The sequence below is a fragment of the Shewanella sp. SP1S1-7 genome (genome assembly GCF_031932105.1).
Classification (GTDB): domain Bacteria; phylum Pseudomonadota; class Gammaproteobacteria; order Enterobacterales; family Shewanellaceae; genus Shewanella; species Shewanella baltica.
Window position 1 is genome coordinate 154,566 of the sequence record NZ_JAUOEU010000001.1, and the last position, 16,016, is coordinate 170,581.

At 44.2% G+C, this 16,016-nt stretch carries 16 protein-coding genes and 2 tRNA genes; 7 read left to right on the forward strand and 11 right to left on the reverse strand.

Annotated features, from left to right (window positions below; all coding sequences use genetic code 11):
- The first annotated feature begins 187 nt into the window (after positions 1-187).
- Positions 188-1,141, forward strand: a complete 954-nt coding sequence (gene trxB, locus Q4Q49_RS00690) for a thioredoxin-disulfide reductase (RefSeq protein WP_011846834.1) — start codon at positions 188-190, stop codon at positions 1,139-1,141.
- A gap of 263 nt (positions 1,142-1,404) precedes the next feature.
- On the opposite strand, the gene rplT is transcribed toward trxB, so the two are convergent.
- The 4 genes from rplT to thrS form a co-directional block, all read right to left on the reverse strand.
- Positions 1,405-1,761, reverse strand: a complete 357-nt coding sequence (rplT, locus tag Q4Q49_RS00695) for a 50S ribosomal protein L20 (RefSeq protein ID WP_006081652.1) — start codon at positions 1,759-1,761, stop codon at positions 1,405-1,407.
- A 16-nt stretch (positions 1,762-1,777) separates the two neighbouring features.
- A complete protein-coding gene (gene rpmI, locus Q4Q49_RS00700) occupies positions 1,778-1,972 on the reverse strand; it encodes a 50S ribosomal protein L35 (RefSeq protein ID WP_006081653.1) in 195 nt (64 codons plus the stop codon).
- 84 nt (positions 1,973-2,056) lie between these two features.
- Positions 2,057-2,599 (reverse strand): translation initiation factor IF-3, encoded by a 543-nt coding sequence (infC, locus tag Q4Q49_RS00705; RefSeq protein WP_012089240.1) that lies wholly within the window; start codon positions 2,597-2,599, stop codon positions 2,057-2,059.
- Positions 2,600-2,602: 3 nt separating this feature from the next.
- Positions 2,603-4,531, reverse strand: a complete 1,929-nt coding sequence (gene thrS, locus Q4Q49_RS00710; RefSeq protein ID WP_011846833.1) for a threonine--tRNA ligase — start codon at positions 4,529-4,531, stop codon at positions 2,603-2,605.
- Between the two features lie 291 nt (positions 4,532-4,822).
- On the opposite strand from thrS, the gene Q4Q49_RS00715 reads away from it, so the two are divergent.
- A complete protein-coding gene (locus tag Q4Q49_RS00715) occupies positions 4,823-5,056 on the forward strand; it encodes a hypothetical protein (protein WP_259581110.1) in 234 nt (77 codons plus the stop codon).
- Positions 5,057-5,367: 311 nt separating this feature from the next.
- Positions 5,368-5,568, forward strand: coding sequence for a CPXCG motif-containing cysteine-rich protein (locus Q4Q49_RS00720; protein ID WP_006087488.1), 201 nt, complete (start codon positions 5,368-5,370; stop codon positions 5,566-5,568).
- Positions 5,569-5,602: 34 nt separating this feature from the next.
- Here Q4Q49_RS00720 and Q4Q49_RS00725 read toward each other — a convergent pair whose 3' ends face one another.
- A complete protein-coding gene (locus Q4Q49_RS00725; protein ID WP_012197183.1) occupies positions 5,603-6,226 on the reverse strand; it encodes a riboflavin synthase in 624 nt (207 codons plus the stop codon).
- A gap of 33 nt (positions 6,227-6,259) precedes the next feature.
- Between Q4Q49_RS00725 and Q4Q49_RS00730 the strand changes: the two genes are divergently transcribed.
- The 4 genes from Q4Q49_RS00730 (at position 6,260) to Q4Q49_RS00745 (ending at position 9,255) form a co-directional block, all read left to right on the forward strand.
- Positions 6,260-7,639 carry an MATE family efflux transporter gene (locus tag Q4Q49_RS00730; protein WP_012089243.1) on the forward strand — a complete coding sequence of 460 codons (1,380 nt, stop codon included), beginning with the start codon at positions 6,260-6,262 and terminating at the stop codon, positions 7,637-7,639.
- Positions 7,640-7,893: 254 nt separating this feature from the next.
- Positions 7,894-7,970, forward strand: a tRNA-Val gene (locus tag Q4Q49_RS00735).
- A 37-nt stretch (positions 7,971-8,007) separates the two neighbouring features.
- Positions 8,008-8,084, forward strand: a tRNA-Val gene (locus Q4Q49_RS00740).
- A 220-nt stretch (positions 8,085-8,304) separates the two neighbouring features.
- Positions 8,305-9,255, forward strand: a complete 951-nt coding sequence (locus Q4Q49_RS00745) for a hypothetical protein (protein WP_311998373.1) — start codon at positions 8,305-8,307, stop codon at positions 9,253-9,255.
- 100 nt (positions 9,256-9,355) lie between these two features.
- On the opposite strand, the gene Q4Q49_RS00750 is transcribed toward Q4Q49_RS00745, so the two are convergent.
- From Q4Q49_RS00750 to Q4Q49_RS00775, 6 genes are all read right to left on the reverse strand, one after another.
- Positions 9,356-10,144 (reverse strand): CLCA_X family protein, encoded by a 789-nt coding sequence (locus Q4Q49_RS00750; protein WP_311998374.1) that lies wholly within the window; start codon positions 10,142-10,144, stop codon positions 9,356-9,358.
- A gap of 43 nt (positions 10,145-10,187) precedes the next feature.
- Positions 10,188-11,228: a diguanylate cyclase gene (locus Q4Q49_RS00755; RefSeq protein ID WP_311998375.1), complete on the reverse strand. Its 1,041-nt coding sequence runs from the start codon at positions 11,226-11,228 to the stop codon at positions 10,188-10,190.
- 187 nt (positions 11,229-11,415) lie between these two features.
- Positions 11,416-13,335, reverse strand: a complete 1,920-nt coding sequence (locus Q4Q49_RS00760; RefSeq protein WP_311987756.1) for an ATP-binding protein — start codon at positions 13,333-13,335, stop codon at positions 11,416-11,418.
- On the reverse strand, positions 13,325-13,636 hold the full coding sequence (locus tag Q4Q49_RS00765) for a hypothetical protein (protein ID WP_259581086.1): 312 nt from the start codon (positions 13,634-13,636) through the stop codon (positions 13,325-13,327). Before Q4Q49_RS00765 ends, Q4Q49_RS00760 begins: the two co-directional genes overlap by 11 nt.
- A complete protein-coding gene (locus Q4Q49_RS00770) occupies positions 13,626-14,834 on the reverse strand; it encodes an EAL domain-containing response regulator (RefSeq protein ID WP_071939492.1) in 1,209 nt (402 codons plus the stop codon). The genes Q4Q49_RS00765 and Q4Q49_RS00770 overlap by 11 nt, the downstream gene beginning before the upstream one ends.
- A complete protein-coding gene (locus tag Q4Q49_RS00775; RefSeq protein ID WP_311998376.1) occupies positions 14,831-15,799 on the reverse strand; it encodes a helix-turn-helix domain-containing protein in 969 nt (322 codons plus the stop codon). Before Q4Q49_RS00775 ends, Q4Q49_RS00770 begins: the two co-directional genes overlap by 4 nt.
- Positions 15,800-16,016: the final 217 nt, after the last annotated feature.

A 16,016-nucleotide genomic window follows, 5' to 3' on the forward strand; every position in this document is an offset into this window, starting at 1 on the left:
CCCGTGCTTTCGCTAGTCATGCCTTCTCAAGCTGTTTATTTCACCGCAGTAAAGTAAAACTGACACTCTGAATACCAAAGCGCACTGACTCGATTAGCGCAATCTAAAAGAATCGCCCTCCAACACTTTACCCCCACAGGTAAATTCCCTACAATCCTTGCAATTTGCTAAAGGCACGGAGATAAAAATGAGCCAGGTCAGACATTGTAACTTATTGATTTTGGGTTCAGGCCCAGCAGGATATACCGCAGCCGTTTATGCTGCGCGTGCTAATTTAAAACCTGTGATGATCACAGGTATGCAGCAAGGTGGTCAATTAACCACTACGACTGAAGTTGAAAACTGGCCAGGTGACGCGGATGACTTAACCGGTCCAGCGCTGATGGAACGTATGCAGAAGCATGCTGAAAAGTTCGATACTGAAATCTTGTTCGATCACATCAACGAAGTGACTCTAACTGAGCGCCCTTTCCGTTTGAAAGGCGATAACGGTGAGTACACCTGTGATGCGCTGATCATCGCAACTGGCGCTTCTGCCCGTTACTTAGGATTAGAGTCAGAAGAAGCATTCAAGGGCCGCGGCGTATCAGCCTGTGCTACCTGTGATGGTTTCTTCTACCGCAATCAAAAAGTTGCTGTGATCGGTGGCGGCAACACTGCCGTTGAAGAAGCATTGTACTTAAGCAATATTGCCGCTGAAGTGCATTTGATCCACCGTCGTGACACCTTCCGCTCAGAAAAAATTCTGATCGACCGTCTGATGGACAAAGTTGCCAATGGCAACATCATCCTTCACTTAGATCAAACCATGGATGAAGTGGTTGGTGATGCTATGGGTGTAAACGGCCTGAAGATGAAGAGCACTAAAGATGGCTCGATCACTGACTTAGCCGTTGCTGGTGTGTTCGTCGCCATTGGTCACAGCCCTAATACCGGTATTTTTGAAGGCCAGTTGGAAATGAACCACGGTTATTTAAAAGTACAGAGCGGTTTGCAAGGTAACGCCACGCAAACCAGTATCGAAGGTGTTTATGCTTGTGGTGATGTGATGGACCAACATTATCGTCAAGCGATTACTTCTGCGGGCACAGGTTGTATGGCCGCACTCGATGCTGAGCGTTATTTAGACGCTAAAAAGTAACTAGACTCGATTTTTCAACGAATAGCAGGCTTAGCCTGCTATTTTTTTAGTCCAAAATCCTTAAGCGATTACAAAAATTTTGTGAGCTTGCCAATCAGTACTGTTCACGCGTGTTCGTGTCTTTGCTTCACGATGCTTAATCTTGTATCAGTTAGATAAGCGCTTATAAGTGTTTAAGTAAATAACATCATTGGGTTAAGTCAAAAATGGCGCACAAAAAAAGGGACCAAATGGTCCCTTCTCTACAGCAACAAACTAATTTCTTAGTTTAACGCTTCTTTTGCTTTTTCAACTAAAGTTGCAAATACAACTTTGTCGAATACAGCGATGTCAGCCAAAATCTTACGATCGATTTCGATAGACGCCTTTTTCAGACCGTTGATGAAACGGCTGTAAGACAGACCATTTTGACGAGCGGCAGCATTAATACGTGCAATCCAAAGTTGACGGAATTGACGTTTTTTCTGACGACGGTCACGGTAAGCATATTGACCAGCTTTAGTTACTGCTTGAACAGCAACACGGTAAGTACGGCTACGAGCGCCATAATAACCTTTAGCTAGTTTTAAAACTTTCTTGTGACGAGCACGAGCGGTTACACCACGCTTAACTCTTGGCATTTTCTAAACTCCTAAATTAAGCGTAAGGTAATTGACGCGCGATTGCTGGAACGTCAGCTTTTGATACTAAACATTTGGCACGTAAGTGACGTTTACGTTTAGTGCTTTTTTTCGTCAAAATGTGACGTAAGTGTGCTTGCTTGCGCTTGAAACCATTAGCGGTTTTCTTAAAACGCTTCGCTACACCCTTGTCTGTTTTCATTTTAGGCATTTCTAAAACTCCGCATTGGGATGTTTAATAAAAAGCAAGGCGAGCAAAGGCCATAGGCCTTTGCTACTTTAAGTTTTGCCCTACTTATTTCTTTTTAGGCGCTAGCACCATAATTGCTTGTCGGCCTTCCATTTTCGGGAAAGATTCAACAACCGCATACTCGTCCAAATCAGCCTTGATACGGTTCAATAGATCCATACCCAGGTTTTGGTGTGCCATTTCGCGACCTCGGAAACGTAGCGTAATCTTCGCTTTGTCCCCGTCTTCCAGAAAACGTATCAGGTTGCGTAGTTTTACCTGATAGTCGTTTTCGTCAGTTCCAGGACGGAATTTAATTTCCTTGACCTGAACCTGCTTTTGCTTCTTCTTTTGTTCCTTGGCTGACTTAGCCTTATCAAAAAGGAACTTACCGTAGTCCATAATGCGACATACTGGAGGTTCAGCATTTGGGCTGATTTCTACCAGGTCTACACCTGCTTCATCTGCCAAATTCTGAGCATCTCTGATGCTTACCACACCAATAGCTTCACCATCAATGCCAGTTAAGCGTACTTCTGGTACACCTGTGATTTCTTCATTGATTCTATTAGGGGCCGGCTGACGCCCTGCTGTTTTTTTGATCTTTATGACCTATTCCTCCAACAATTTGAGACTACGGAGCGAAATCTGTTGATGGATTTTAGTGGCGAAATCTTCAAGTCGCATCTTACCTAAATCGATACCATCACGGGTACGCACCGCTACTTCCTTATTTTCCATTTCTTGATCGCCAACGACCAACAAATAAGGGACACGCCTTAAGGTGTGTTCGCGTATTTTAAAGCCTATTTTCTCATTCCTCAAGTCAAAAGACGCTCGAATACCTTGTTCTTTGAAGAATTTTACGACTTCTTCAACATAATCAGCCTGTTTATCAGTGATATTCATCACGACAACTTGCATTGGGGCTAACCAAGTTGGGAAACGTCCTGCATATTCTTCTATCAAGATACCCAAGAATCGTTCCAAAGAGCCTAAAATGGCACGATGGATCATCACTGGGGTCTGACGGCTATTATCTTCGGCAACGTAAGTTGCACCAAGACGGCTTGGCAACGCATAATCGAGCTGCACAGTACCACATTGCCACGCACGGTCCAAACAATCGTGTAAAGTAAATTCGATTTTTGGTCCGTAGAACGCGCCTTCACCTGGCAAAATGGTGAATTCAATATTATTGTCACGCAGAGCTTGCTTAAGCGCTTCTTCCGCTCTGTCCCACATCGCATCGTCACCGATACGTTTTTCTGGGCGAGTCGACAGTTTTACCACGATATTTTCAAAGCCGAAGGTGGCGTATGTATCGTAAACCATCTGGATACAAGCACTCACTTCCTCTTGAACTTGGCTGTCAGTACAGAAAATATGGGCGTCGTCTTGGGTAAAGCCACGTACGCGCATTAATCCGTGTAACGAACCAGAAGGTTCATTACGGTGACAGCAACCAAACTCAGCCATACGTAATGGCAGGTCGCGGTAAGATTTCAACCCTTGGTTGAAGATCTGCACATGGCCTGGGCAGTTCATTGGCTTGATAGCATATTCACGGTTTTCGCTGCTGGTCGTGAACATGGCTTCTGAGTATTTATCCCAGTGACCAGAACGTTCCCACAACACGCGGTCCATCATTAATGGACCTTTTACTTCTTGGTAAGTGTATTGGTTTAACTTACGGCGAATGAATCTTTCTAATTCGAGGAAGATGCTCCAACCGTCGTTATGCCAGAACACCATACCTGGTGCTTCTTCTTGCATGTGATACAAGTCGAGCTGCTTACCGATTTTACGGTGGTCACGCTTAGCCGCTTCTTCAAGACGGGTTAAGTGTGTGCTCAAGGCTTTTTTGTCAGCCCAAGCAGTACCATAGATACGTTGCAACATCTTGTTTTCTGAGTTACCACGCCAGTAAGCGCCAGCAATGCTCATTAATTTGAAATGTTGGCAGAAACGCATGTTAGGTACGTGCGGTCCACGACACATATCAGTGTATTCTTCATGATGATACAGCGCAGGCGTCGCGTCTTTGCTGATGTTTTCATCCAGAATGGCAATCTTATAATCTTCGCCACGCGCCGCGAATGTATCGCGCGCTTCTTGCCAGCTAACCACACGTTTTACTACGTCATAGTTAGTTTTGGCCAGTTGAAGCATGCGCTTTTCTAAGGCATCGATGTCATCTTGAGTCAGCTTGTGCTCAAGGTCGATATCATAGTAGAAGCCGTTATCGATAACTGGACCAATCGCCATCTTGGTTTCTGGCCACATTTGCTTAATCGCGTGACCTAATAAATGTGCGCAAGAATGGCGAAGAATTTCAACACCTTCTTCGTCTTTGGCGGTAATGATTGATAGCTCTGCATCGGTTTCAATGAGATCGCAAGCATCTTTTAATTCGCCATTAACGCGGCCAGCGATACAAGCTTTCGCTAAACCTGGGCCAATATCGGCGGCAACATCGAGAGTCGATACAGCATGAGCAAACTCGCGTTTGCTACCATCGGGAAGTGTAATTACAGGCATGAAATGTCCTTTCCAGTGGTGACCCACACGTAGGGCCACTTGGTTTTAGTTAATGTAAGAGAAATGCTCGCTAGGTTAAGACAGTACAGGAGTCTTAGCCGCCTTGCGTAGCAGGGCGTTTATTCTAAGGGATTGTAGCTAAAAGGCGCAAGCATATTGGCCAGAATTGGGATTGAAAGCAAAAAGCAAATTCATGATTTTGCAGTGTCTTGGTAACTTAGCGGTCATCTAACTCCCCTATTCTGGCGCCAGTTTATTAGCCATCACTGAAAACATGACAAGGGAGTTGATATGTTGAACTGCATTCTACTGGCTGTGGCACTCACGAACACAGCCGCCGCTTTACCTGAGCCGCAGCATGTAAGTACAAACGAACCACAGATCGATACTCAAGTATTACTCGTTGATATTAAAAGTGAGCTTGAGCTACAGATGCAGCGTTTAACGCTGGATATTACCCAAAATGCCCGCGATGGCGTGTTACACAGCAGCGAAATGGAAGGGTTAGTCACGGTTAAGGACTAAATCTAAATGGTTATTTATCCACTAAGCAAAGCATTTAACCAGAAGGTCTATCATGCTACGTTTTGAGACCGACTTCGTCTAAGTCAGCGCACTGCACTCTGCTGTATACTCAAATAGGAAGCACTTAAATAGAAGTACTCGAATAGGACGAACATAAACAGCACTCAGGTTTGCAAAGCCAACGCGCAGAACAATAGGTGCGATGAACGAACTAAGTGTGAGATGTGCTGATTGAACTGAGCGATTCGCTCTATTCTATTGGGGCTCTGCTCTATTGTGGCTTTCTTCTATTAGCTATAAGGAGTTACACCATGAGAGTCATGAACAAAGTTATTGCTTGTCCCCACTGCGGGCACCATCAAGATATCAGTATCGATGCCAGCTGCGGAGATCAAGATTATTACGATGATTGCCGAATTTGTTGTAATCCCATTCACTTACGCTTACATATCGACGAATTGAGACGTACCGTTGAGCTGTATATCGACTCAGACGACGAGCAAATTTATTAAACGAGATTGCACTAAAGGCTGCGATGTCACGAAACTAACGGGCTTGTTCGTTAAAACGTCTGGCCAGCACGCGCTCGACAGTGTCGACGATAACTTGCGTTTGGCTGTCGATCTCAATATTGAGTTCATCACCCACTTTATACTGACTTAAATTGGTCAGCTTTAGGGTTTCAGGAATTAAGTGCAACTTAAAGCCGGAGTCACTCACCTCGCCTACCGTTAAGCTGCAGCCGTTAACGCCAACAAAACCTTTATAAAAAATGTAATCCATCCATTTAGGCTCAATGCCCAGTGTCAGATCATAATGCTGTTCTGTATGGCTAATATCGACGACTTTAGCCTTGGTATGAATATGGCCGGAGAGAATGTGACCACCAATTTCACTACCAAAAGTCAACGAACGCTCAACATTAACGCTTTGACCTATAGACAAATTAGCCAGATTCGTCAGTCGCAAGGTCTCTTCCACTACGTCGAAAAATACCCTATCATCAACGACCTGAGTCACAGTAAGACATACCCCGTTATTTGCCACACTTGCACCAATCGCAAGTCCCTCATGCAAATCAGGTTCGAACGCTACCTCAAGGGTATTTAGGCCATCTTTCTTATGTATTGCAACCACCTCGCAGGTGGCTTGAACTATACCTGTAAACATTTTCTGCTCGCTTAATCGTTAAAGGCTGTATTTATGAATAATTCAGGCTATCAAGCCAAACGTTTAATCCAATTGGCGCTGCCGGTGCTAATAGCTCAGGTCACTCAGACCATGATGGGCTTTATTGATACCGTTATGGCGGGCCGTGTTAGCGCGGTTGATATGGCCGCTGTGGCGGTCGGCACTAGCCTTTGGTTACCCGCTATTCTGTTTGTCCAAGGTTTGCTGATGGCTTTTACGCCTTTATTTGCCCACTACAATGGAGCGAATAATCAAAAAGCCATCCAACCTTTGGCCTTTCAAGGTGCCTATCTTGCCATCATTGGTGGCATTGGCGTGATGATTTTCCTCGCATCAGCGCCCTTTGTGCTTGGCCATATGGATTTAGAACCCGAATTATACCGCTTAACCATTGGATATCTCGACGGTATTTTATGGGGCGCGCCCGCATTTGTGCTATATCAAGTGCTGCGCGGCTGTAGTGAAGGGATTTCTTACACGTTACCGACTATGGTCATTGGCTTTGTCGGCTTAGCAGTGAACATCCCCGCCAACTACATCTTTATTTACGGACACTTTGGTGTACCTCCGATGGGTGGCGCTGGCTGCGGTATTGCCACTGCCTTGGTTTTTTGGGCCATGCTGATTGCCATGACGATTTATATGCAGCTGCATAAGAAATTCGCGGCCTTGGCTCCTTTCAGTAAATTTCATCGTCCTGACTTTGAAACGATGAAAAAAATGACCAAACTCGGCATGCCGATAGCAATGGCGCTGTTTTTTGAAGTGAGTTTATTTGCCATTATTGCGTTGTTACTCGCCCCATTAGGTGCAACTGTGGTGGCAAGTCACCAGATAGCACTGAACTTTTCTGCGATTGTATTTATGCTGCCGTTGTCTATTGGTATCGCAGTATCGATTCGAATTGGCTATTACTTGGGTCGCGATCGTGCTGATATTTCTGCAGTGGTCGCCAAAGTGGGTTTATGGTTAGCGCTATCCCTTGCATTATCAACTGCAGTCTTGACCGTCATTTTTAGATTCCAGATTGCAGAGCTTTATAATGGTGATCCTGAAGTGGTCGCTTTAGCCGGCAGCTTGATGTTAATGGCGGCACTGTATCAATTATCGGATTCAGTCCAAGTGGTTGCCGCCGGAGCCCTACGTGGTTATAAAGATACCCGCAGTGCCTTTTATATCACGCTGTTTTCCTATTGGGGCATAGGTATGTCACTCGGCTATACCTTGGCTTATACGGATCATATCGTTCCTGCCATGGGCGCACACGGTTTTTGGACCGGATTGATTGCAGGTCTCACCTCGGCGGCGCTGCTATTTTTCATTCGACTGCGTTACATCCAAAAACATGGTGTGCATTTAAGCCTGATTGAAGGCGACAGTGTGCATCACTAATCGGATAGGCAAGATTCAAAGCAACGGCGAGCATTAAGCTCGCCGTTTTGTTTATGTCTTCGTGGTTTGACGTGCTCAGTAAGTCTAACTTGCCGTTATATCAACAACTTTGTTGAAACACTGGACAAGTTGCACAGCAATTCACCATTTGACGACAAATTTGATTTTTTTGCTTGCCAGCCCTGCGCTATGCCCCTAATATAGCGCTCGTTCCAAGGCGCAACGCTTTTGAATAGCAAGTTAATATTTACGATGCACCCGTAGCTCAGTTGGTTAGAGCATTACCTTGACATGGTAGGGGTCGGTGGTTCGAGTCCACTCGGGTGTACCACTCTCTTCAAAGAGTCTAAATTTGAAATTCAAACAGTGCACCCGTAGCTCAGTTGGTTAGAGCACTACCTTGACATGGTAGGGGTCGGTGGTTCGAGTCCACTCGGGTGTACCATTTCTTGCTTTATCTCCATTTGTCCTAATTCCTATATAATTACTAAAAACTAATGATTCTCCGTTCTTGAGCAAGTTGTCTCTCTTCATCTTTAAAATTTCTTTTTAAATTTAAAAATGTTGTTAATGCCGATTTGTGTTGGCGGATTAAGCCTTTGGGCTCAGGGAGATATCTATTACAATGAAGTCCATTTAAAACCCGTGAAACAGATATTCAGCCTATGCCTAAGTCTCATACCCATATGCACCAGCATTTGCAGATGCCGCATTCGCGAGTCGAACTGCACACTTTGGCGCGCGAACTTGCCTTCGAGCAAGTGACCATTATTGGTAATGCTTCTGGCAATTGGCAGCCAGCTACTACGGGCACGACATTTATCTTTAACGGCACTCAATGGAATGAGAAAAGTAACCAAAATAATCAGATAGTGAATATCGCTAATGGCGGTTTTGCAGAATCAAAATATGCTTTTGTGGTACAAGGTCACGCGCAAAGTGATTTGCTTACCCAAGCTTTGACACAAGTTGCGATTGAATTAACGCCTCAGCTTGGCTGCTGGCCTTCATCTGGCTTAACCACAATTGTGTTGATGCAGCAGTTGTCTCAGCATGTGCAAGTGCAGCGTATGTCGCTGTTTCCGAGTTTAGCAAGGCCCAATGATTTACCGTCAGAAGACCACTTACCTTGTATGGTGCATAATTGGTTAGGCGAGCGGCGGATTGCGCAGACGCTCGCGCCCACACTTGACTGGCCGGAGTTCACTCTGCCACCGATTCATCTATCAAATTTTCCTGCAACAGACAAAGCGCGTGGATCCCAAACTTCAATGATGATGAAAACGGACAATCCTTTTGATTTACTTGCGCGTTTACAAGATTCAACCCCATCGGCAGATATGTCACATTCCGCAAAACACATACAACTCGATTGGTTGATTACGCTGGCTCATACGCCTATCGACGTTTGGCTGAAATATGCGGATTTAAAACAAGTCATCAATGCCGAAGCATTATTTTTTAATCACATGCCAGAATCAAAACCCAGTTATTGGTATTTAATGGATACTCAGGCGTCCCAATATCTCGATGCTATCCGCCACAGTTTGGCCTATTGCTGGCAAACACTTTCGACTAAGCAAAACGGCACGACTCACACCTTCACTCACCGTTGAATCGTTAAATCAGCTTCGAATTTGTCGACTTGCCAACCAAGCTTGTACTCGCATCACACTGCCATTTACCGTATTTTGACGTACTTTCAAAAGATTATAATCAGCCAAGCGGATGTTTACTCAATGCCATTCCTAGTGGCTCGAAGTAATTGATCAAAGCGTTAAAAATCACTTTTCTGTGGGCTTCATCGGGATAAGCGCCCTCCTTTGCCATTGCTGAAAAGCGTGTCCCAGATACTAAATACGGATTCGAAATCGCATCATAGGATTCAATACAAGCTTCAAATGCCCGCGCCATCATTTCAGTTGGCCGTGCGAAGTACTGCATGCCATGTTTTTTGTCTAAGGCAATCGCTCGGCGCACATAATCATGGGGCTCATCGCCATTACCACTCAAAAACGTTACCTTGAAGATCTCTGATAAGCGTGCATTCAGTGGATGTTCTATGACGGGCAGATCCGACAACCAAAGATCGCTCGCGCATTGAAACCGCTTAGACGAAGATTTGAAGGACTTAGCGGCAATATAGTGGTCAAACGCATGCCAAAATTCGTGGGCTAAAGCGCCAGCACCGGCATTTTTTGCCAAGGCCAATTCCCGAGTCGCGGGCGCATAATGGGCCTGAACGCCTTTTTGACCGCCATGACCAAAGGCCAGACTCACGGTTTCGCGCAGCCCTAACGTCAAAGGTGGCAACTTTAAGATAAAGGCCAGATCGGCGAGCGAATCAAACACCAGATCCGCAGCAAGGCGCGATTCATCCCGCGTAACCCAGCGGCCAACACGTACATGACTAAAACCAAAGGTTTGTTTAACATCAAGAAATGTCACCTGCTCACCAAATCGGTAATCGGGTCCATGGCGGGTATATTGCTGATTGATTAACACAGTTTCCCTTGAGTACTAATGCACTGAATGTCGAATGCTTTGTTTAGCTGGGCTTGTGGCGAGGTAACATCACCTCGTCCCATATTACCACGCGATTCCGCCCGAGGGTTTTAGCGTGATAGAGTGCTTTATCGGCCTCGGCCACCAGCTTTTCAGCATCCGAGCGACACTGACTTCCGGTTCCCACGGGCAATTCAACCTGCTCCACATCTGCAATATCAGTAGTATTATCAATGCTATGGCGAATAATCACAGGGGTTAAGGCGCTGACGCCTGCTGAAAATTGATATTGAAAATCAGCCACGATTGCAGAAATGTCCTCATTGGCAAGGGATGACATCATACGCATTACGATTTTTTGAGCGGTATCAACCGTGGTTTCTGGCAGTAGCAGTGCAAACTCTTCACCGCCGAGGCGGCCAAAAATATCGTAAGGACGCGTTCGAGTGCTGATGAATTGGGTAAAATGTTGCAATATCTTGTCACCGACTTGATGGCCGTAGCGATCATTAACCAGTTTAAAATTATCGATATCCATCATCACTAGGCATAATGGCAATTGTAAACGACCCAAGCGTTTGATTTCATGTTCTAACTGCTGAAAAAAGTGCCGCCGGTTGGCAATCCCCGTTAATTCATCGGTGAGCGCGAGGCGATTTAATTCAGTCTGCGCATTCCTAAGGGCAAATTCGACCTGTTTTAACTGGGTGATATCCGTGCAAACAATCACCATATCGCCATTGTGATAAACCTGTTCAGAGAGTTGTAACCAGCAGCCATCCACCAGATCCACTTCAAAACGTCTAAAAGCCGATTTACGTTGATGCGCATGAATAAGCTCGAGCCATTCCTCTATGGTTTCATGCTCAATTTTCGGTCCCTGTTTATGGGTAAAGGCAAAGCGCATCATGTCGTCAAAATGCTTGCCGACCATGTCTTGATCAACAAAACCAAACATTTTCGCAAAGGTATTATTATAAAAGATAAAATGATTATGTTTGTCTAACACTGCTAGACCATTCTCGCTCAGCCGCAAAGCTTCCGTTAAAAATGGGTAAACCAATTCAAGGGGTTTCTTATCCATCGGCCTTCCTAGCAGTGACACATTTAAAAAATAACTTAGATATGTTTAGCGTAGCAGTGTTCTAAGCAGTTCACCGCGCTTATACCTTGGATAACACATTAACTGCAAAGATATTTGCAGTATTTCAGTACCAATTAGATGAAGCCAGTAAATCGTATTTAAATATAACATTCAATATGTTGATGATTTAGTCTTTTATCGCTAATTTGCTGAGAAAGACTTCGGCACTAAAAGGTTTCTGCATGAAATGCACCTCAGGAAATGACGCTAACTCGGGAATATCATCGCAGTCATTCGCGGAGAGCAAAAAGAAACGACAGTGATGTTCAATAGGGTTATCACTCACCAGGTTTTTTAATACTTGCTGCATCTGCCTGACCAGTTGTAAACCGTTCATGTCTTGTAAACGGTAATCCACAATGACAATCTGTGGCAAATGGTTAACCAACATCTTCAGTGCTTGCTCTGTATTATCAGTACTGAAGGTTTGAAAATGATAGTGCTCCAGCATGGCGCGACAAATTTCAAGATTAAACAGATTGTCATCTATGATCATCACTTTTTGTTGATCATATTGAAGTGTTAATCGTTCTTTCACTGCGCTGAGCTGACAGGGGAAATGCAGTAACACTGTGGTGCCTTTGCCCTTTTGACTGCGCAGCCTAAACCGACCGCCAATCTGCTCAAGCAATCGATTACACGTATAGAGCCCGAGTCCCATACCCGATGTCGCGGCAATAGGTGAGTTAGCGGCGTGAATAAAGGGATCGACTAAAGCGCGCTGCGCTTCCTTTGACATACCATCGCCAAAATCGCGGATCAGCACCCTAAGCACAGGGCGCTGATTTTTAGCATTCGCTTTAAGGTGTAAATCCATATAGCAATGCACTTCGCTACCCGTACTGTATTTGAACGCATTATTGATAATGTTGGTCATGAGTTGGAATAACTTAGTCCCATCGAGTTCGATAAACTGCGGCAAAGACTCACTTACTACAATGTGTAAACGTTTGCCGGAGGTTGCACTAAATGCACGATAATAGTCCTGAATATTGCCCACATACTCGTGTAAGTTCACCGAATGTAAATTCAGTTTTAACTGCCCAGCTTCTGCCTTACTGTAATTTAAGGTATTTTCGGCAACCGAATAGAGTAAGTTGGCAGACCAGGCCATTTTATCGACGATTTTATCCAGTTCCTGTGGTTGTGAGAGGGCTTTTTTTAGCATGCGACTATAGCCAAGAATGGCATTGATTGGGGTGCGGATCTCATGATTAATGCTCGAAAGCACGGCTAATTTAGCGCGATTGTCGAGCTTAATTTGCTCCACAATTTGCTGATTTTTAGACTTAAAGTACAAAAGGAAGGACAACACTATGCCAAGGGCTGCAATCAGTAGGATGATCACGATAAGCTCGATAACTTCTTTTTGTGGCACTTGATATTGTACCTGTAAACTCACTCGGGTTTGATATTCAGGGATCGCTAAGGTTTGGCTATCAGAGTAATTAAATAATGAAAATAGGCCGCTGGCTAACTTATGATGACAGGATGAGTTTTGCAGTAAGGACTGCTCAAATGACTGTTCAAATTGATAGGTAATGCAAACGCCCTGCTCTTGTTCGATTCGCGCGAGTATCCGCTGATGAGAAACGGCATAAACGAGATAAGGCATATTTGGCTCATCAATTGCCACCACAGCCAAAGTGTAATTGGCAAGGCTCGCCTTAAGTTCTCCTTTAAGATTCTTGACTAACTCAATCTGTTTAAGCTCAGTAGCCATCGTTTTATCTGAGATATAGGCCAGTTCAAGACTGGGGGTCAGCGTAAAAGCGACGGCAGATTTGATTTTAAGTAAATCCTTGGCAAAAATCTCAAACTCCTGTGACGTCACCTCGCTCGATGCGTGAAAAAAAGATTTCAGCGCATCCAACATGATCTTATGTTGTAAGAACATATCCCGCGAGGAAGTAAAAACCGCCTGCGCTTTTTTATCGTAAATAGCGTCAAACTCATACAGCGAGTGGGACAAGGTTAGCCACAGCACTAATATTGTGACCCATAAGCCACTGAACATATTGATGCAAGCACTGTATTTAACGCTCATTGGCGTAATCCATTACGGCATTAAGTAAATCGTTTAGCTGATGTTTGAACTGTTCACGCTCGCAAGAATTAGCCATAGGCACGGTATTCTTAAGCTGCAAATAGCGAGCAATCCCCACGAATTGATGTGTTAGGGCCTCGATACTGTCATTGGACTTACATTTTTCTAGCTCGAGTCGCATACGCTGCAACTCTGCGATAAGTGTTGATCGCAGTCGCGATTGCTGTTCTTGGCTGTATTGCTCAAAAAATGTCGATAAGGCCAGTGTTAACTCATTATTAATTGTTGACTTAGTATCCATGGGTTAGGCATTCCCTATTGTATTGCGCTATCCAATCAATAAGATAACGACCTTCAATTGGCGGGCTATATAAATAGCCTTGGGCAACATCGCAGCCTAGTTCAGAAAGAATCGCTTCTATTGCACTTGTCTCAACGCCTTCAGCAACCACCTTTACGTGCATCTTCTGCGCAAGTGCTATGGTGGACTCCACAATGAGATAATGTTGGTGATTAATATCCATATCGGAGACAAAACTTTTATCAATTTTAATTTCTTTAAAGGGAATCGCATCGAGGCGATCATAAGTGGAATAACTTTTACCGAAATCATCGAGGGAAATATCGATATTGTTGATGATCAGCCGTGCAATTGAGTTAAGCACTCTATCTTGATTGATGATCTCTTGTGATTCAGTGAGCTCTAAAATCAAATGGATGTGTTTATGCTCACGGCCACATTCGATGATGAATTCAATCAGTTCATCGCAAGTCAAATCATCCGCGGTAATGTTAATCGACAGCGCAAACGCCGTCAGTAAAGGTTGACGCGACCAACATTGCAACGCCTGGGAAATGACCATCCGCGAGAACAGGCTATTCAGCCCCTGTTGATTAACCAGTGGCAGAAAAACGTCGGGATAAATATAGCCATTGGATTGATCGCAAAGCCGCGACAGCACTTCAAACCCCATAATCTCCTTGGTCTTTAGATTGATCTTAGGTTGATAGCAGAGAATTAATTGTTCATCTTTAAGCAATTGCCGCACATTGATATTGGCCGCCCTGTTTTGCACGATCGATTGATGTTGATGCGCATGATGTCTATCCGTGGATGCTTCTAACAATGGCGTTAAAATATCATTCACGTTGATAGGCTTAGCAAATACCCCCAGCAAGTTGAGCCTCAGCACTGTGATGATATTGTCCACCAGCTCTAAAGTCCGTTTATCCGAAGAGCTGATCACCGCAATCGGAATCGCGGCAAAACGGGGCTCGGAGGCCAACATATTGATGACTGCGATTCCATCTCCTTGGTCCATCTTGAGATCTATGATGATCAAATCAAGCACCACTTCGATGTCAATAATCAGTTCTATGCCTTGATTACCATTACAGGCCTCATAGATCTGCACGTTATCGTCAACCAAGAACTTATGGATATCGGCTTTCATGGTTTCTCGAATAAAACGCTGATCATCTATGATGAGAATATTCATATAGGGGTCTCTAACTGCATGAAGAAAATGGGATCGATCGTTTGGGATTTTGATGAAGGAATGACGGAAAGCTTGAGTAGATTACGATTTGCCATCACCTCTGTGCGACTGCAGAAAAACGAATAGTTTTTTATCGGTTTGCAGCAACCTTCTATCGTTCTCACTTTGAAAATGGGTAACTTAAATTGCGTTAACTTTCGTTTTAATGACTCATCACAGATATTAAAACTTAAAAACTTGAGTGAGCGACTCGCAGCCAATTCATTGAGATAAACAGACATCATGTAGTTTTCAATATAGGGAGTCACACCAAAAGATGAGAACACCATCAAGGTATCTGGTAAGGCTTGGCTGTTATGGTTAATCACCTCGAATAAGTCCACCTCATCATTCATAAATTCGAGGGCAATTTTGCCCTGAGTGCGACAAAACAGACTATGTCCGACTATCTGATCGCCCGAGCTAAACGCAACAACTAATGACAGACCATGGAAAAACGGTTGAGATAACTTACGGCTCACAAAGGATAAACGCGGATTACTTTCATAAACCAAACTGAGTTGCAGTAACGCCATGAAGTTATGATGGTGGCTCTCGATAAATTCGACACGATAAGGCGTATTGCGGTAGTACGGATGGTCACTGCGTTCTATGTTGGACTCAAAAAGATTAATCAAAGCTAAGCCTTCGTTGATAAACTTTTTATCCTCCCGATAAATATCAAAGAGTTCAGAGCCAAATATTTCAACAATTTCAGACTGTTTAGCAAGGGATGGGATGTTAACCCCTCGCTCCCAACGGCTAATCGTGATGGAATCTAAGGTATCGAACAGACAGCTTTTTTGCCTGAGCAAACCACATAAATCTTCTTGGGAAAGGTTATTCTCTGTGCGGGTGTGTTTTAAGAAATTGGAGAATGTCTGTGCACTGGTTTTGTTTTGATAGGAGATAGGTGTACAAATCATATCGCGTTCCATCTGTATTTTTTACTTTATCTAGCAGCTCCATATATGTCGTATGGTCGATGTCATCTATTGGCTCTGGATGTCTATATGTATAAGTAATCCAAATGCGCTTAAGTCCCTCGATGAAATAAAGTCCAGTGATATTTTCGTCACTCACCACTTAGTTGCTCCATTTCAGCTTAATGTTCACCACGTTTTTGCAATAGGAAAGTGAGTA